General features: G+C 54.9%; 14 protein-coding genes. 7 read left to right on the top strand and 7 right to left on the bottom strand.

Annotated elements, in window-relative coordinates; all coding sequences use genetic code 11:
* Positions 1 to 9 precede the first annotated feature (9 nt).
* From DFK18_RS10745 to DFK18_RS10730, 4 genes are all read right to left on the bottom strand, one after another.
* Entirely contained in the window at positions 10 to 987 is a 978-nt protein-coding gene (locus DFK18_RS10745; RefSeq protein WP_114418262.1) for an alpha-ketoacid dehydrogenase subunit beta, read from the bottom strand.
* Positions 984 to 2,171, bottom strand: coding sequence for a thiamine pyrophosphate-dependent dehydrogenase E1 component subunit alpha (locus DFK18_RS10740; protein WP_114418261.1), 1,188 nt, complete (start codon positions 2,169 to 2,171; stop codon positions 984 to 986). The genes DFK18_RS10745 and DFK18_RS10740 overlap by 4 nt, the downstream gene beginning before the upstream one ends.
* Before the next feature lie 302 nt (positions 2,172 to 2,473).
* Positions 2,474 to 3,622: a peptide-methionine (S)-S-oxide reductase MsrA gene (gene msrA / locus DFK18_RS10735; RefSeq protein ID WP_114418260.1), complete on the bottom strand. Its 1,149-nt coding sequence runs from the start codon at positions 3,620 to 3,622 to the stop codon at positions 2,474 to 2,476.
* Positions 3,623 to 3,688: 66 nt separating this feature from the next.
* Positions 3,689 to 4,855: a cytochrome-c peroxidase gene (locus DFK18_RS10730; protein WP_114418259.1), complete on the bottom strand. Its 1,167-nt coding sequence runs from the start codon at positions 4,853 to 4,855 to the stop codon at positions 3,689 to 3,691.
* Between the two features lie 121 nt (positions 4,856 to 4,976).
* On the opposite strand from DFK18_RS10730, the gene DFK18_RS10725 reads away from it, so the two are divergent.
* From DFK18_RS10725 to DFK18_RS10700, 6 genes are all read left to right on the top strand, one after another.
* A complete protein-coding gene (locus tag DFK18_RS10725) occupies positions 4,977 to 6,269 on the top strand; it encodes an imelysin family protein (RefSeq protein ID WP_114418258.1) in 1,293 nt (430 codons plus the stop codon).
* A gap of 4 nt (positions 6,270 to 6,273) precedes the next feature.
* Positions 6,274 to 7,707, top strand: a complete 1,434-nt coding sequence (locus DFK18_RS10720) for a di-heme oxidoreductase family protein (RefSeq protein ID WP_114418257.1) — start codon at positions 6,274 to 6,276, stop codon at positions 7,705 to 7,707.
* The gene (locus DFK18_RS10715) at positions 7,708 to 8,781 is read left to right on the top strand and encodes an imelysin family protein (protein WP_114418256.1); all 1,074 of its coding nucleotides are present in this window, start codon (positions 7,708 to 7,710) and stop codon (positions 8,779 to 8,781) included. It abuts the gene before it with no gap.
* The gene (locus tag DFK18_RS10710) at positions 8,771 to 9,880 is read left to right on the top strand and encodes a DUF1513 domain-containing protein (RefSeq protein WP_114418255.1); all 1,110 of its coding nucleotides are present in this window, start codon (positions 8,771 to 8,773) and stop codon (positions 9,878 to 9,880) included. Before DFK18_RS10715 ends, DFK18_RS10710 begins: the two co-directional genes overlap by 11 nt.
* 117 nt (positions 9,881 to 9,997) lie before the next feature.
* Positions 9,998 to 12,049: a methionine--tRNA ligase gene (gene metG, locus DFK18_RS10705; RefSeq protein WP_114418254.1), complete on the top strand. Its 2,052-nt coding sequence runs from the start codon at positions 9,998 to 10,000 to the stop codon at positions 12,047 to 12,049.
* 149 nt (positions 12,050 to 12,198) lie between these two features.
* On the top strand, positions 12,199 to 13,581 hold the full coding sequence (locus DFK18_RS10700) for a class II fumarate hydratase (RefSeq protein WP_114418253.1): 1,383 nt from the start codon (positions 12,199 to 12,201) through the stop codon (positions 13,579 to 13,581).
* A gap of 11 nt (positions 13,582 to 13,592) precedes the next feature.
* On the opposite strand, the gene DFK18_RS10695 is transcribed toward DFK18_RS10700, so the two are convergent.
* From DFK18_RS10695 to DFK18_RS10685, 3 genes are all read right to left on the bottom strand, one after another.
* A complete protein-coding gene (locus DFK18_RS10695; RefSeq protein WP_114418252.1) occupies positions 13,593 to 15,575 on the bottom strand; it encodes a CASTOR/POLLUX-related putative ion channel in 1,983 nt (660 codons plus the stop codon).
* A gap of 112 nt (positions 15,576 to 15,687) precedes the next feature.
* On the bottom strand, positions 15,688 to 15,891 hold the full coding sequence (locus tag DFK18_RS10690) for a cold-shock protein (protein WP_114418251.1): 204 nt from the start codon (positions 15,889 to 15,891) through the stop codon (positions 15,688 to 15,690).
* Positions 15,892 to 16,082: 191 nt separating this feature from the next.
* Positions 16,083 to 16,544, bottom strand: coding sequence for a YaiI/YqxD family protein (locus DFK18_RS10685; RefSeq protein ID WP_114418250.1), 462 nt, complete (start codon positions 16,542 to 16,544; stop codon positions 16,083 to 16,085).
* A 42-nt stretch (positions 16,545 to 16,586) separates the two neighbouring features.
* Between DFK18_RS10685 and DFK18_RS10680 the strand changes: the two genes are divergently transcribed.
* Positions 16,587 to 17,096, top strand: coding sequence for a DNA-deoxyinosine glycosylase (locus DFK18_RS10680; RefSeq protein ID WP_114418249.1), 510 nt, complete (start codon positions 16,587 to 16,589; stop codon positions 17,094 to 17,096).
* Positions 17,097 to 17,186: the final 90 nt, after the last annotated feature.

Genomic DNA, 17,186 nt, shown 5'->3' with positions numbered 1-17,186 from the left:
CTGGCCTCCTTAGTAATCCAGGCTCGCCCGGATAGCATCCAGGGTGCGGTGTTCATTGGGCAGGTATTCATTCTGCAGTGCCAGCGGGAAGGGCGTATCCCAGCCGGTAACTCGCACTATGGGGGCTTCCAGATAAAGAAAGCAGACTTCCTGAAGACTGGCGGCCAGTTCGGCCCCGAAACCCGAGGTTTTGGGTGCTTCATGGTTAATCAAAAGCCGGCCGGTTTTCTTCACCGAAGCAGCCAGGGTATCCCTGTCCCAGGGCAGGAGCGTGCGCAGATCGATGACTTCACAGGAGATGCCCTCCTCTGCCGCCATCTCGGCAGCCTTTTCAATCACCTGCATCTGCGCTCCCCAGGCCACCAGGGTAATATCCGTGCCTTCACGCAGTACTTCTGCCTGGCCCAGAGGGATTTCATAATCTTCCTCCGGCACTTCACCGGTTGAGGCACGATAGAGTTTCTTGGGCTCGAAAAAGAGCACCGGATCAGGCTCACGGATAGAGGCCAGCAAGAGCCCCTTGGCCTGATGCGGGTTACGAGGCACCACCACTTTCAAACCGGGGGTATGGGTGAAATAGGCTTCAGGCGACTGGGAATGATAAAGCCCCCCGTGAATCCCACCGCCATAGGGTGCACGAACCGTCAGTTGACCGACATCGAACTGATCACCGGAACGATAACGAAATTTGGCGGTTTCATTCACGAGCTGGTCAAAAGCCGGGAAGATATAATCGGCAAACTGGATTTCTGCAACCGGCACCTGACCCTGGGCAGCCAGGCCATTGGCCAGTCCCAGAATCCCCTGTTCGGTGAGGGGCGTATTAAAGCAGCGATCCTTACCGTATTTTTCCTGCAGATGACTGGTCGCCCGGAAGACACCGCCAAAAGCGCCAACATCCTCACCAAAACAAAGAACGCGCTCGTCCTGCTGCATGGCCGTATCCAGGGCCATATTCACCGCCTGCAAAAGATTCATCTGACTCATGCTTGCTTCCTCCCTGCTGTGGCCGGATAGGCTTCAGGGTGACGCTCAACCAGATCTCGGGCTTCTTCCAATTGCTCCTGCAGATGCCAGGGCATCTCCTTGTAGACATCGGTAAAGAGCTCCTCCAGCGGCGGCTTGGGCACTTTCTCCGCTTTTTTCATCGCGGTGATCACAGCCTGGCGGTGTTCTTCACGCCGGGTTTCATCCTCTTCTTCACTCCACCAACCCTGATGAATCAACCATTGACGGAAACGCGCCACCGGGTCTTTCTGGCGCCAGCGTTCCTCCTCTTTGCGACTGCGATAGCCACTGGGATCGTCGGAACTGGAGTGAGCACCCAAACGATAGGTCATGGCTTCAATCAGCACCGGCTGGTGTTCCTCAACAGCCATCTTGCGTGCCAGACGAGTTGCCTCGTAAACAGCCAGGGCATCATTGCCATCCACCCGCAGGGTTTTCAGACCATAGCCGGGACCACGCCCAGCCACACCATCGCCCGCCAGCTGCTCATGCACCGGGGTGGAGATGGCATAACCGTTATTACGGCAAAAGAAAATCACGGGAACCCGGAATACACCGGCCATATTCAGGGCAGCGTGAAAATCCCCTTCCGAGGCTGCACCTTCACCGAAATAGCAGATCACACAGTTTTTCTGCCCTGATCGCTTGTAGCCCAGGGCATAACCGGTTGCCTGAGGCAGTTGGGTTCCCAGTGGGGATGAAATGGTCATGTAATGAAGATCACGGGAGCCATAATGGATGGGCATCTGCCGACCCTTGCCCAGATCCTTTTCATTGGAAAAAATCTGGTGCATAAACTGCTCCAGCGGGAAGCCGCGGAAGGCCAGCGCCCCCTGCTCCCGGTACTGGGCCATGATCAGGTCATCTGCGGCCAGAGCCGCCGTACTACAGATATCAGCGGCCTCTTCACCGGTTTCGGTCATATAGAAGCTGACCCGCCCCTGGCGCTGGGAAGCCAAAAGGCGTTCATCCAATGCACGGATAAACAGAAAGGTATCGTGGATTTTCAAGGCCAGTTCGCGGGATATATCCGGTGCTTTTGCACCTGGATAGAGGTTGCCATCCTGTTGCAGGAGAGCAAAGGTGGGCAAAACCGAAGTTTGTGGGTCCACAAACTCAGGGTGCTGAATCAGCTCTACGTCAAAACTACGCAGGTCACTCATAACCCATTTTCCTTCTTCTTGTTGTCGTTACCCTGAACCGCTTGTGGCAGTCAGGAAGAATCCGGATGGGAAGATCGTCCCCACCCGGAAGAGAAGCAATTCAGAGGCCTTGAATCTGTGTGATGAGCGCCGCTCAGACCAGGCGAAATTGAAAGAAAACGCGCAGTTTACATCCGGTAAATGAGCACTTTGAATTCAATTTCAACGCAGTATCAGCAAGCGCAATAACAAATTCTCGGCCTCTTAGGTTTAGATTAGCAGAGTCTCGCCTACCAGCCAGAAGAAGGGAAGAGGTAAACCGCTCAGTTATCAGACTCGCCGGTCACGGCTGGAATAAAATCGGCATAGCCGCGTTCACGCATGGCCTGCAGGGGAATAAATTCCATCGCCGCAGAATTCATGCAATAGCGCAGGCCCGTTGGCTGGGGACCATCTTCAAAAACATGCCCCAGGTGAGAATCAGCCAGACGGCTGCGGATTTCAGTACGCACACTCAACCAGGAGCGATCTTCCCTTTCTACCACAACCGAGGGGCTGATGGGGCGGGTAAAACTGGGCCAGCCAGTACCTGAGCGATATTTATCGCGGGAGGAAAACAAGGGCTCACCCGAGACGATATCCACATAAAGCCCCGGACGCTTTTCATCCCAGTAGGCATTTTCAAAAGGCCGTTCCGTGCCCTCCTCCTGAGTCACTTCAAATTCTTCATCACTCAGGCGCTGACGCAGAACTTGATCGGAGGGTTTTTGATAGTTGGGTCCGGGTGGCCCCTGAACCGCTGCAGAGTCAGCCTCCGGATGAAAACGGGAAAAATCCAACTGCTGATCGTCTCCCCAAACTTCCTCGATAAACTGGTAACGTCCGGAATTATGGGTATAGAACTTGTAGCGCAGGGGGTTTTTACGGTAGTAATCCTGGTGATAGTCTTCCGCCCGATAAAAGCGCTCAAAGGCTTCAATTTCGATCACCAGAGGTTCGTCATAACGATCACTGTTTTTCAGGGCTTGCAAGGAAGCCTCGGCCACTCTTTGCTGCTGGGAGGAATGATAAAAAATGCCGGGACGATACTGACGACCGCGATCAACAAACTGGCCCTGGTTATCCGTGGGGTCCATAAATCGCCAGAAGCCCTCGACCAAACCTTCGTAGGTAATTACTTGAGGGTCGTAATACACCTGAACAGCCTCGGTGTGTCCCGTCTGTCCCGAAGAAACCTCTTCATAGGTAGGCTGGGCTTCATCACCCCCGGTATAGCCGGAAACGGCTTCCAGGACACCGGGGATTTTTTCAAACCCCTCTTCAACACACCAGAAACAGCCACCGGCAAAGGTGGCTACTGCCGCTTCATCCAGGGAAGTCGAAGCGGCATCCTGAGTTTCCTGTGATTGGGCCTGCCAGGCCAAAAGCGCCAGCAATCCAGTGCTCGCCAGAACAGCAAAAGAACGCTTCATGATTAAACCTCCAAAGGTGGATACACCTTTGGAGGTCAGGCCAGGTCAAGAGTTCCCGACCCAGGATCAGGATTCCGGCAATAGCTGCTCGTAACGCTGGTCGGTCAAGGTTTTCAAAAAGGCGACCAGGGCATCAATGCGACGGTCATCCAGTGCCGGACCGGATTCCAGCAAATCCAGGGACAGGTTTTGCGGCACTTCCGGAGCAGCCCAGTTTTCTCCCGTTTCGGGGTTGATCTGACGTGCAGGTGAACGGCTGTTGTACTGATTATAAAAAAGCACCACGGTACGCAAATCCTGGAAAACACCATTGTGCATATAGGGGCCGGTGACCGCGACATTACGCAGGGAAGGCGTTTTAAACTTACCCTTGTGCTCGGGATCATCAATCTGTGGATGTTGGAAAAGCCCGGTATCTACAGCATCCGAATTTCGAGCTGCATTCAGCTGCTGATTGGCCGGCACGCCGATATTGTGGAATTCATAGTTACTGAAGGTTTCCCGCTCAGCCCGAGGCGAAGTATGTAATTGATGGCAGGAGTTGCAATTGGTGAATTGCTGGGAGAAAAACAGGGTACGACCCAATTCCTCCTGCTGGGTAAACTCCACCTCTCCTCTTAGATAGCGGTCATAACGCGAATCAAAGGGGGCAAAGAAATCGGTTTCTTCAAAGGCAGCAATAGCATCAGCCATGGCTTCATAGAGCGCCTGGGGGTCTTCGCTCACGGCTTCACCGTAGAGTTGAGCAAACTGCTGGCGGTAGTGTTCTTTCTCCAGCAAACGCTCAGCGGCAGTTGCAGCATCCGGCAGGGCCATTTCCACAGGATTCAGAGGCGGCCCCATGGCCTGTTCAGCCAGACTGTTGGCCCGACCATCCCAGAAAAGGCCGCCAGCATATTCACCATTAGCCTTGAGATGGAATTCGGGGGTTAAAGCGGCATAGCCTGCTGAGGGGGTATTGCGGTTACCCAACGAATGACCATCATCACCCAGGGATGCAGAACCGGCAACGCCATTATCACGTGCATCCATAAAGCCCTGATCGGGAACATGGCAGGTGGCACAGGACTGGGTGCGATCCTGGGACAGAATCGGATCAAAAAACAGCTGCTGCCCCAAACGCGCCTTGGCCTCTTGATCCGGGTCGGAGGCGCTGACCTGAGTACCCGCCAAGACCAGAGCAAGGAGCAGGCCTCGTCCAAAAAGCCTTGCCTTACAAGTTGTTACTGCCATTTTCATCCCCTTATATCCCCGATAAGTGTGCGGTCAAAAAGATTTTACTGCATCTGCCTTTCAATCACAAATGAGAAGTGTTATTGTCTAGAAACGTTATTCATTAGCAAGGAGTCACCGCATGAAAGCACTACCTTCTCTAGCCATCCTGGCCGCAGCTACCGGCCTGGTTGCACTGACCGGCTGCCAAGCCACCAGCAATGAAGAGACCCAGGCAACGCCCGCTTCGGTTTTAGATACCTATGCCGATATCGCTGAAGCTGGTTACACGGATTCTGTAATCACAGCCAAGGCACTGCGCGGAGAAATTCAGGATCTGCTTGACCAACCCACTGAAGAAAACCTCAAGGCCGCACGTCTGGCCTGGCTGGAAGCCCGTGTACCCTACCAGCAAACCGAGGTTTACCGCTTTGGTAATGCCATCGTTGATGATTGGGAAGGCAAGGTAAACGCCTGGCCCCTGGATGAAGGCCTGATCGATTATGTCGACACCAGTAGCTATGGTGAGACCTTTGCCGAAAACCCCTATTATTCGGCCAATGTCATTGCCAATGAAACCCTGACCGTAGGCAACCGCACGCTTGATGCCTCCAGCATCACGCCTGAACTGCTGGGTGAAACCCTGCACGAAATCGGTGCCGTGGAAGCCAATGTTGCCACCGGTTACCATGCGATTGAATTTCTCCTCTGGGGCCAGGATCTTTACGGCACCAACCCAGGTAATGGTGAGCGCCCTGCCACCGATTTCAGCCTGGAAAACTGCACCGGCGGTAACTGCGATCGCCGTCGCGACTACCTGGTAGCTGCCACCGACCTGTTGATCACGGATCTGGAAGAAATGGCAGGCAACTGGGCCGAGGGTGGTGCAGCCCGTCAACAACTGGCTGACAAGGGCCTGGAAGGCGGTCTGGCGACCATCCTGACTGGCATGGGTAGCCTCTCCTATGGTGAGCTGGGCGGTGAGCGCACTCAACTGGGCCTGATGCTGCATGATCCTGAAGAAGAGCATGATTGCTTCTCCGACAACACCCACAATTCCCACTACTATGATGCCCTGGGTATCCGCAACGTCTACCTGGGCGAATACACCCGGGTCGACGGCAGCCTGGTTCAAGGCCCCAGCCTTTCCGATCTGGTTGCCGCCAAGGATGCCGAGCTGGATGAACAGCTGCGCGCTGAACTGGATGCCAGCGTGGGTGCAGGCCAGACCCTGGTTTCCGAAGCGGAAAAAGGTAACCCCTTTGATGTCCTGATTGCTGCTGGCAATGATCGTGGCAATGCCGTGGTACAAAACTTCGTGGACACCCTGAAAACCCAGACAGGTTCCATCGAAGCAGTTATCAGCACCCTGGAGCTGAACAACATTGAACTGGAAGGTTCTGACAGTCTGGATAACCCCAGCGCTGTTATGTAAAACCATGTTTTCCATTCATCATCTCCGCCATTTGCTGAGATGGGGACTGGCAGCCGCCCTGGCTGCCAGCCTTCCCGTTACAGCCAACCCCCTGAAACCCGGTGGCGACACCACCCTGGAAGCAGGCAGGATTTCTTTTTCCGAACCGGCTCCGGGCTTGTCACTGGATGAACGCATGCCCTTTAACCTGGGCGACAGCATCTTCGATAAACTTTGGGTGTCTTCACCCGCCTCCACCAAGGCTAGTGATGGTCTGGGTCCTCTCTATAACGCCCGCTCCTGCGCCCGCTGCCACCTGAATAATGGTCGGGGCCACCCCCCTGAAGAAGGCGCAACCGCAGCCATTAACCGCTCCTTTCTGCTGCGTCTGAGCATTCCACCCAGAAACCGGGAGGAAGAACAGCTTCTCAATAGTGGACAGATCGCTTTTATCCCCGAGCCCACCTATGGTGGTCAGTTACAGGACCAAGCTCTGCAAGGGCTGCCCGCTGAAGGCCGAATCGGAGTTCGCTATGAAGAAAGAGAGGTCACCTTCCCCGATGGTGAAACGGTCACTCTGCGTAGCCCCCATTATCGTGTTGAAGGTCTGAATTACGGTCCCCTGCATCCTGAAACCCGTTTTTCCGGACGAGTGGCACCGCCCATGATCGGCCTGGGCCTCTTGGAAGCCATTCCCGATCGGGAACTGCTGGCCAATGAAGAGCAGCAGGTACAAGCAGATGCCGAGATCAGTGGCCGGGTTAACCGCGTCTGGGATATCAGCGAGCAGACCAGCCGCTTGGGTCGTTTTGGCTGGAAGGCCGGACACCCCACGATTAATCAGCAGAATGCCGCCGCCTTTATCGAGGATATCGGCATCTCCAGCCTAGTTTACCCTCAGGGTCATGGCGGCTGTACCGCTGAACAAGCTGTCTGCCGGCAACTGCCAAACGGCAACAGCGAGCACCTGGATGGCGTCGAAGCCTCCCGCGATGTCATGAGGGTATTGGAATTCTACACCCGGGCACTGGCCGTTCCTGCACGCAGAAATGCTGATCATCCGGCCGTCAAGGCAGGTGAAAACCTCTTTCATCAAGTCGGTTGTGCCCAGTGCCACCGCCCTTCCTACACCACTTCTGCAGATGCACCCGCTTTTCTGGCCGAGCAGACCATCTGGCCTTATACGGACCTTCTCCTGCATGATATGGGAGACGGCCTGGCAGATGAGCATCCCGAATTCCAGGCAGGTGGTAGTGAGTGGCGCACACCGCCGCTCTGGGGTGTTGGCTTGACCCAGGCCATCAATGGCCACAGTCAGTTACTGCATGATGGTCGTGCGCGTAATATCATGGAAGCCATTCTCTGGCACGGGGGAGAAGCCGAGACGGTCAAAAACCGTTTTATGCAATTGACTCGTGAGCAACGCTTATCCCTGATTGAATTTGTGGAGTCCCTGTAAATGCTAAACAAAACCTCCCTGGCGGGCCTGCTGCTACCCCTGGCAGTGCTTGCCACACCTGTCCTGGCCGAACCCAGTGCCGAGGACTGGCAGACCTACAACCGGGCTGCCGTTGAGCAACAAATTCTGCCCGGTTACAACCGCCTGGTGAACAAGCTGGATAGTCTGCACCAGCAGATCACGAACCACTGCGACCAGGGCAATCAACTGGCTCAGGTCAAAAGCACCTATCGTGAAGCCATGGATGCCTGGCAGGCTATCCAGCATGTTCAATTCGGCCCCATCACTCTTTTCATGCGCAACTACGCCATTCAATACTGGCCGGATAAGCGTGGTACGGGCGCACGCCAGATCCGCCAAGCCCTCAATCAGAGCGACCAAAACTATGATGCCGACTACTTCCGTGAAGCCAGCGTCAGCCTGCAAGGCTTTCCGGCCTTGGAAAGAGTGGTTTTCGGTAACGAGGCTGACAACCGCTTTCAACCCGGACAGAATCACTGCCGCTTTGCCCAGGGCCTGAGCCAGCATCTTCTCGGAACTGCCCGCGAGCTGGAACAGGAATGGCAAAACCAGGAAAAACAACGTCTACTTAACCCTGAGAGTAGCCAGTATTTTGCCAGCCATGCGGCGGCTGCCGTGCCCCTGATGAAATCCCTGGCCGAGCCCCTGCTGATTATCGAAGACTACAAGCTGGAGTATGTCCTGGGTGACAGCCCTGAAGAAGCGCGCTGGCAACGCAGTGAATCCTGGCGCAGTGGTCAGACACTAAGCAATATCCAGACTAATCTGGCCAGCCTGCAGGAGCTCTATTCCGGCCTGGAGCCCATCAGCGTCAAAAGCCTGCTGACGGCCGAGGGTGAAGGTGGTTTTGCCGAATCTGTCGATCAGGAATTCGATCGCATCCAGGCACAAGTCGCCAGCCTGTCCGAACCTGAAGCAGCTGAAATCGACCCACAACTGGATCGCCAGCTGAGGGAACTGGAAACAGCCATTTCCGACCTCTACGAACAGCTGGAACTGGCCATGGGAGTACTCAATATTCACTTGGGGTTCAATAGCCGTGATGGAGATTAATCGTCGCCAACTACTGAGCTGGCTGGCTGCTACACCGGCTCTGGCTACGGCTGCCCCCCTGCTGGCAACTCCCACTGCCGCTGAAGGCTTGCGCTTTGCCAGCAGTGCCCGGGGCAGCGATGGCCACTACTACCTGAAAATCAGCAATACTCTGGGAGAACAGCTGGCCAGCCACCGCCTGCCCGAACGGGCTCATCAGGTGGTCACCCATCCGCATCAACCCTGGGTGTACAGCCTGGCCCGCCGACCCGGTGATTTCATCGATGTATTCAACAGCGATACGCTGCAGACCCAGGCCCTGATCACCACTCAACCCGGGTATCGCCTCTACGGCCACGCCCAGGTCAGTCCGGATGGTCGCTATCTCTACACCAGCGAGCGCCACCCCTCGGATCTCGAAGGTCGCCTGGTGGTCAGAGACATTCTGGCGGATTATCAGGTGGTTCGGGAAATGTCCACCCGGGGAATCGGGCCGCATGAATTCCACTGGATGCCGGATGGCCAAACCCTGGTGGTCGCCAATGGCGGCATCCAGACGGATGGTCGGGAAAAGCTGAATCTGGATTCCATGCAGCCATCACTGGTTTACTTGGATAGCGAAAGCGGCGAACTCCTGGAAAAACGCAGCCTGCATCAAGACTTTCACCAATGCAGTATCCGCCATCTGGATGTAGCCCCTGATGGTCAGGTGGTGATCGCACTGCAATACCAGGGCCACCCCATTGATCAGGTTCCCTTGATTGCCGCCCACCGACGCGGAGAAGAACTGGCTGAGCTGCAACTGCCCGAACGCATCCGCAGCCAACTCAAGCAATACTGTGGCAGTGCCTGTTTTGATGCCAGTGGCCGCTTTGCAGCCGTTTCAGCACCACGCGGCAATCTCACCACCCTCTGGGACATGCAGGAACGGCGCTTTCTTAATGCCGCCTATGTGGCAGATGGTTGTGGCCTCGCCCCCACGACAAGAGCCGGTGAATTCCTGGTCAGCAGTGGTCTGGGCCAGATTTTCACCATCCAGGCACTATCGGAGGAACGCCAGCCGGTCTATGCCGCCAACCCGCCCCAGGTCAACTGGGACAATCACATGACGCTCATCTAACCCTTGGGTTTGGCAAGCCTTTCTGTACCTGGATGACAGGTGCAGAAAGGCAATAAAATCGCTAAGATAGGAGGAAATTTTTTTATTCTCCACTTTCACTAGCGATTAAGACATTCCATGCCCACACAACGCAAGATTCTGGTTACCAGCGCCCTTCCCTATGCCAATGGCCCCATCCATCTGGGTCATCTGCTGGAATACATCCAAACCGATATCTGGACCCGCTTTCAAAAAAGCCGCGGTAATACCTGCACTTATGTCTGTGCGGATGATGCCCATGGTACGGCCATCATGCTGCGTGCCGAGCAGGAAGGTATTACCTCCCAGCAACTGATCGACCGGGTTCGCCAGGAACATCACCAGGATTTCCAGGACTTTCATATCCGCTTTGATAACTACTATTCCACCCATTCGGATGAAAACCGCTATTTCTCGGAGCTGATCTACACCCGGCTAAGAGACAAGGGCCATATTGCTACTCGTGAAATCGAGCAGATGTACGACCCGGAAAAGGGCCTTTTCCTGGCTGACCGCTTTATCAAGGGCACCTGCCCCAAGTGCAAGGCCGAAGACCAGTATGGTGACAACTGCGAGAAATGCGGTGCCACCTACACCCCGGCTGAACTCATCGATCCCCGCTCGGCGATTTCCGGGGCTACACCGGTGATGAAGTCCTCCGAGCACTACTTCTTCAAGCTGCAGGATTTCACCGACTTCCTGCAGGACTGGACACAAACCGGTCGCCTCCAGGAACAGATTGCCAACAAGCTCAAGGAATGGCTGGATGCCGGTCTGCAGGAATGGGATATCTCCCGCGATGCGCCCTATTTCGGTTTCGAGATTCCCGATGCGCCCGGCAAGTACTTTTATGTCTGGCTGGATGCTCCCATTGGCTATCTGGCCAGCTTCAAGAACCTCTGCGAGCAGCGCGATGACCTGGATTTTGATGACTACTGGAAGGCGGATTCACAGAACGAGGTCTATCACTTTATCGGCAAGGACATCGTCAACTTCCACGCGCTCTTCTGGCCTGCGATGCTATCCGGAGCAGACTTCCGCACCCCCAACAGTGTTTACTGCCACGGTTTTGTCACCGTTAACGGGGCCAAGATGTCCAAGTCCCGTGGCACCTTTATCAAAGCCCGCACCTACCTGGATCATCTGAATCCCGAATACCTGCGTTACTACTTTGCCGCCAAGCTGACCGGCCGCGTGGACGACCTGGATTTGAATCTGGAAGACTTTGTTTTCCGTGTTAATTCCGACCTGGTGGGCAAGCTGGTCAATATCGCCAGCCGCTGTGCCGGCTTCGTCAAGAAAGCTGGTGGCACCCTGAGTGAAATGAAGGAACCTGAACTCTATCAGCGCTTTGTTGCGGCCGAAGAAGCCATCGCTGCCGACTACGAACGCCGTGAATATGGCCGAGCCGTTCGCCAGATCATGGATCTGGCCGATGAAGCCAACACCTGGATCAACGACCAGCAGCCCTGGGTGCTGGCCAAGGAAGAAGGCAAGGGTGACGAGGTCCAGGCCATCTGCTCCACCGGTATCAACCTCTTCCGGGTTCTGATGACCTATCTGGCTCCTGTGCTTCCTGAGATGGCTGAAAAAACCCTGGCCTTCCTGAAAATTGATGCGCTGGACTGGGCTGGCATTCAGCAGCCACTGGTGGGCCATGAGATTGCCAAATTCAAACCCATGATCAGCAGGGTCGACAAGGATACGATTGAAGCCCTGCTGGAAGCCAGCCGTGAAGATGCCAAAAAGGAAATGGCTCTCAAGGAAGCCAGTGTCAGCAGCAATCCGGGTGGTGAACAGGGTCCTCTGCAAGCCGATCCCCTGGCTGAGGAAATCAGCTTTGATGACTTTATCAAGGTGGATCTGCGCATCGCCCGTATCACCCGCTGCGAGCACGTGGAAAAAGCCAATAAGCTGCTGAAGCTGACTCTGGATCTGGGCGGTGAAACCCGTACTGTCTTCTCCGGTATCAAAAAGGCCTATCAGCCCGAAGACCTGGAAGGCAAGCTCACCGTGCTGGTCGCCAACCTGGCCCCGCGCAAAATGAAATTTGGTGTTTCCGAAGGCATGGTACTGGCTGCCGGTGATGATGACGGCATCTACCTGCTGGAACCTCATGAAGGCGCTAAGCCCGGCATGAGAGTCGTCTAAGGAAGCTTTCCCCCCGATTACCGGCCAGCCAGGCCGGTAATCCCCTCTTGGCGCAGCCCCTCTGATTCAGCTATCTTGATCCCTTTAGGAAGCCAACAAGGCATCCAGGCTTATTCCATTTAAGCCCCTTTTCGATCAGGAGACCCGAAATGAGCAAGATGCGCACCGAAAAAGACAGCCTGGGCGAATTACAAGTCCCGGAAAATGCTCTCTGGGGCGCACAAACCCAACGCGCTCTGAATAACTTCCCGGTTAGCGGCCAGCCTCTACCAGAGCGCTTTATTCGTGCCCTGCTGCTGGTCAAGATCATGGCGGCACGCAGCAACGCTGACTTGCAACTCCTGCGCCAGGACCAGGCCGAGGCGATAGAAGCTGCAGCTGATGAGTTACTCGGCTCAGCGGATCTGATGCAACACTTCCCCGTGGATGTTTTTCAGACAGGTTCAGGCACCAGCAGTAATATGAATGCCAATGAAGTGCTCGCCCGTCTGGCTAGTGATCATCTGGGAGAAAGCCTTCACCCCAATGACCAGGTGAACTGCAGCCAGAGCAGTAATGACGTCATTCCCACCACCCTTCACCTGAGTGCCGCCCTGACGCTGAACGAGGATCTGCTGCCCGCACTCAGGCATCTGGCCAGTGTCTGTCGCCGCAAGGGCAGCCAATTGGCTGAAACCATCAAGACCGGTCGCACCCACCTGATGGATGCCATGCCGGTCAGCCTGCAGCAAACCCTGGACGGCTGGGCCAGTCAGGTGGAAGCCAATATCCAGCGTCTGGAAAGCCTGCAACCCCAGCTGCAACAACTGGCTCAAGGGGGCACAGCGGTAGGCACTGGCATCAACGCCCATCCAGAATTCAAGGATCGCTTCTGTCAGCACCTGAGCGAGCAGACTGGTCTGGAATTTCGCCCCGCCGATAACTTTTTTGCCGTGATGGGCTCCCAGGACACGGCCGTCAGCCTTTCCGGCCAGCTGAAAACCACAGCGGTCACCCTGATGAAGCTGGCCAATGACTTGCGCTGGATGAATTCCGGACCCCTGGCCGGTCTAGGCGAGATAGAGCTGGAAGCTCTGCAACCAGGCTCTTCGATCATGCCCGGCAAGGTCAACCCGGTAATTCCCGAAGCCGTTGCCATGGTGGCAGCCCAGGTGATGGGTAAGGACACCACCATCGGCATTGCCGGCCAGTCGGGTAATTTTGAGCTGAATGTCATGCTGCCGGTGATTGCCAGCAATCTGCTGGAGAGCCTGGAGCTCTTGACCTCCGCCAGCCGGCTGTTGGCCGACAAGGCCATCGCCAGTTTCCAGGTCAACTCGCAACAACTGGAAGCTGCTTTAAGCCGCAACCCCATTCTGGTGACGGCACTCAATCCGGTGATCGGTTACAGCAAGGCGGCAGCAATCGCCAAGCAGGCCTACCGTGAAAAACGCCCCCTGATTGATGTCGCTCTGGAAGCCACGGATCTGGACCGGGAGGAACTGGAACGTCTGCTCGACCCCGCCCAACTGATTCATGGCGGCCTGCAATAGACCGCCTCGGCTTACGCCTTATCCTCTCCCGGCATCAGTAGAATCAGCTGATCGCCGGGATGGAGGTATAAATCCGGATTACTGCCAGGATTCAGCAGCAAACGCGGTTCCGCATCCCGATAGGGTCGATAGATCCCCAAGGCCAGGGTTCCCTTGGCCTCGGCCTGCTGCTGACAAGTCATCCAGGCCAGCTCTCCAGCGTCTTTACCCAGAGGCTCAGAAAACCGGATTTCGGCCCCGCCTACGGTAAAGATTTCATCCAGGACCAGTTTCAACTCCCGCCTCAAGGCGATCTGGGCCAGCAGATGACTGAGAATCACCGGACCCACCAGAACTTCGGTTCGCGGTAGATTCAACAGGCTTTCATTATCCGGGTCGTTCAATTCCATTACCACCTGGGGCTGATGGCCTTCTTCGCGCAGCAGGCTGTCCAACTGCAACTGACCTACCAAAGCTCTGGCATCGGCTTCCTCACCGGAATCCAGACGATCACTGCTTAACAACAAAATCGAATCAAATTGCCGCAGGTCCAGGCGGCGCAGTTCTTCCTCGACCATATAATCTGCCTGATAGTGGCGATAGGTCAGGTTATTCAACTCGGACACGCCTGCTCCCAGGTAGGTACGAATTTCCTCTTCGCGCAAATCCGGGGGTAAAACCGAAACCAAATCCAGATCGAACTGCTGTTCCCGGTAACTCGACAGTTCCTCCAGGAAAGCAGGTAGCCGCCGGTTCCAACCCAGAACCAGAATACGCAAGGATGCCTTGGCAGCGGGAGGCCAGGGTAGCGGTATAGAAAAGGCTGGCGATTCCTGCTCGGCTGAAGCTGGTGAAGCGACTAAAGCCTCATCCGGTTGAGTGGCCTCATAGGAACGGGCAATAAAAACCACCTGATCAAGGGGATCAATCTGGGTTTGGCGATCGGCCAGGAGAGCGACCCGGAAATCACCCTGCGCATCAGGCTGCAACAGCCCCAGGACCAGTGCCCTAGGACAGCGTGCCGCCAGTTCGGCCAGCGTCAGTCCCTTGAAACCATCCCCCGAGCGGATAAAGATTTCATTGCCTTCGGCCAGGGTCAGCAACTCATTGTAAATGGAGGCGAGTCCCGGGTGCAGTAGATTCTGAACCAGCAGCCGACTCAGCATCTGGTCACTGGCTATCACCTCCAACGGGCCGGGGTAAGCCGTACGTGCCACCGGTAATTTACGTATATCCTGCAATTCAGCCACCATCAGCGGCAGGGGTTTAGCTGCCAGGCGACCCTGGGCAGCAATCGACAACAGAGCCTTCAGGGTCTCGACATCTGCCGTCACCAGGCTATCAGGATGCTGAACATGACTGGGCAGGATAACTGCAGCTGCATCCAGACAGGCCACCCGGTGCAGGGCATCCGACTGAATGGCTGTCCCCGCTCGTAAAATCACCTGACGGGCTCTGCTGCCAATTCCGGCTTCGTTGGTCAATTCCAGTCGTTGGGCAGCTGAAGCGGCTTCGGATAAAACCACCAGTTGCAATCGGCGCGCAGCATTGCGTTGCAAAAAGCGCTGCATTCGGCGTGAAGGGTCCAGCAGTTCACGGATCAGGGGAAGGGTTCGGTTGGTCCAGCCCAGCACGACCAGATGATTTTTCAGATCAACCGGAGTCAGGCCTCTTTCCAGGTTTTCCATAATGCTGATCAGCTTACGGGTCATGATCGCCACCAGCGCACCCAGGAAAACCACATAGCCACTGACCGTCAGGAGCGTGGAGACAAAACGTATCCAACTACCCTGGTCATCCCCCAGATAACCCGGATCGGTCAAGCGCAGAAAAGCCCACCAGATAGCCGAACTGAGACTGTCAAAGGCATTACCCGACCAGGCCACCAGCGCGCCTCCCAAAAGAGAGATCAAGCCGATCACCAGCATCACCACCAGCAGTTGGAAACTGGCTCCCTTGACGAACTGACGTTCAACAAAAAACTTGATGCGGTTAATCAAACCCAGTCTGAGCATGCATCTCTCCATCCATTCAAAAGATGCCTGTCATTATGGACAGCTTGTGCCAGCTTGAAAATAAAAAAACCCACCATGAAAGGTGGGTTTTATCAGGCCGGGAAAGCCGGGATCAGATTACTTGAATCTTAGCCGCCTGCTTGCCTTTAGGACCTGTAGTCACTTCAAAAGAAACACGCTGGTTTTCAGTCAGAGACTTGAAACCCTCAGCTTGAATTTCAGAGAAGTGAGCAAAGAGGTCATCGCCACCGGACTCAGGAGTAATAAAACCAAAACCCTTGGTGTCGTTGAACCATTTAACTGTACCAGTTTCCATAATTTCTTACCTTTCAGAATTAAATTGATCAGAACTTAAAAAAATAACTTCCCAAGCTCATTGTTGCGGGAATCAAGCGAGGTGTAATAAAGGACTGATCTTGCCGAAAGGGTCGAATAAAGAACTGTATAAACACTGACTTGCTACCAACGCTGCGAAGATTGCGCCTTTATTCCTGCCGAGTCAAGCATTTATTTTTTATTTTTACGCAGATATTTCGTCAAGAGACGATCCAGTTGATTGGAAAACTCACGCCGATCCGCCTGGCTCAAGGCCGAGGGGCCGCCTGTGTGCACACCACTGGAACGCAGGGTTTCCATAAAATCACGCATATTCAGGCGGGCTTTTACGGTATCAGCCGTATAGAGTTCGCCTCTGGCATTCAAGGCCAAAGCTCCCTTATCTATGATTTCAGAAGCCAGAGGGATATCACTGGTAATGACCAGATCACCGGCTTCGGCTCTTTTGACTATCTCATCATCGGCCACATCAAATCCCTGCATCACCTGGATACTGGTAATCCATTCGGAAGCTGGTACCTTGATGGCTTGATTGGCCACCAGAATCAGGGGCACCTTGACCCTGGTCGCCGCTTTGAACAAAATTTCCCGAATCACGCCTGGACAGGCATCAGCATCCACCCAAATTTTCATATCTTTTCCAAAACTGAGAAACCAGCATAGAGTTTACCCCAGATGCAGCCAATCAACAGCTTTCCACCGGTCGAACCCCAGCAAGCAAAAATCCTGATTCTGGGTTCCATGCCCGGCAAGGCCTCACTGGCGGTACAGGGCTACTATGCTCACCCTCGCAATGCCTTTTGGCCGATCCTGGCCGAGTTACTGGGGTTTAGTAGAGATCTTGATTACGCCAGCCGCTTGGAAGTGCTGAAAAAAAACGGCATCGGTCTCTGGGATGTGATGGCGTCCTGTATTCGAGCAACCAGCCTGGATGCCGACATTGTCGAAACCAGTATCCAGGCCAATGATTTTTCTGGCTGGTTTCAGCGTCATCCACAAACCCAAGCCGTTTTTTGTAATGGCGGCAAGGCTTACCAGAGCTATCAACGCCGGGTATTGCCCCACTTGCCCGAGACCTACCGCCAATGTCCCCTGGTTCAGCTACCTTCAACCAGCCCCGCCCATGCCAGCCTGAAGTTTGACGCTAAACTGGCCGCCTGGCGCCAGCTATTGGATTTCCTGTAAACCAGCAACCGTAAACCTTTTTACAAGTTTACTTTTGCCACCAGATGCCCATAATAAAAACAAGGTTTTACTTTATATCTTGCAAATGCC

This window comes from Marinospirillum perlucidum, assembly GCF_003336805.1.
GTDB lineage: Bacteria > Pseudomonadota > Gammaproteobacteria > Pseudomonadales > Halomonadaceae > Marinospirillum > Marinospirillum perlucidum.
This window is presented reverse-complemented; position numbering and strand designations above follow the sequence as displayed.

What these genes read in the sequence shown, in the direction of transcription:
- DFK18_RS10715 (WP_114418256.1), top strand. Translation starts at nt 7,708, where the DNA reads ATGCTAAACAAAACCTCCCTGGCGGGCCTGCTGCTACCCCTGGCAGTG.
- DFK18_RS10740 (WP_114418261.1), bottom strand. Translation starts at nt 2,171, where the DNA reads ATGAGTGACCTGCGTAGTTTTGACGTAGAGCTGATTCAGCACCCTGAG.
- DFK18_RS10680 (WP_114418249.1), top strand. Translation starts at nt 16,587, where the DNA reads ATGCAGCCAATCAACAGCTTTCCACCGGTCGAACCCCAGCAAGCAAAA.
- DFK18_RS10690 (WP_114418251.1), bottom strand. Translation starts at nt 15,891, where the DNA reads ATGGAAACTGGTACAGTTAAATGGTTCAACGACACCAAGGGTTTTGGT.
- metG (WP_114418254.1), top strand. Translation starts at nt 9,998, where the DNA reads ATGCCCACACAACGCAAGATTCTGGTTACCAGCGCCCTTCCCTATGCC.
- DFK18_RS10745 (WP_114418262.1), bottom strand. Translation starts at nt 987, where the DNA reads ATGAGTCAGATGAATCTTTTGCAGGCGGTGAATATGGCCCTGGATACG.
- DFK18_RS10710 (WP_114418255.1), top strand. Translation starts at nt 8,771, where the DNA reads ATGGAGATTAATCGTCGCCAACTACTGAGCTGGCTGGCTGCTACACCG.
- DFK18_RS10695 (WP_114418252.1), bottom strand. Translation starts at nt 15,575, where the DNA reads ATGCTCAGACTGGGTTTGATTAACCGCATCAAGTTTTTTGTTGAACGT.
- DFK18_RS10730 (WP_114418259.1), bottom strand. Translation starts at nt 4,855, where the DNA reads ATGGCAGTAACAACTTGTAAGGCAAGGCTTTTTGGACGAGGCCTGCTC.
- DFK18_RS10685 (WP_114418250.1), bottom strand. Translation starts at nt 16,544, where the DNA reads ATGAAAATTTGGGTGGATGCTGATGCCTGTCCAGGCGTGATTCGGGAA.
- DFK18_RS10725 (WP_114418258.1), top strand. Translation starts at nt 4,977, where the DNA reads ATGAAAGCACTACCTTCTCTAGCCATCCTGGCCGCAGCTACCGGCCTG.
- DFK18_RS10720 (WP_114418257.1), top strand. Translation starts at nt 6,274, where the DNA reads ATGTTTTCCATTCATCATCTCCGCCATTTGCTGAGATGGGGACTGGCA.
- DFK18_RS10700 (WP_114418253.1), top strand. Translation starts at nt 12,199, where the DNA reads ATGAGCAAGATGCGCACCGAAAAAGACAGCCTGGGCGAATTACAAGTC.
- msrA (WP_114418260.1), bottom strand. Translation starts at nt 3,622, where the DNA reads ATGAAGCGTTCTTTTGCTGTTCTGGCGAGCACTGGATTGCTGGCGCTT.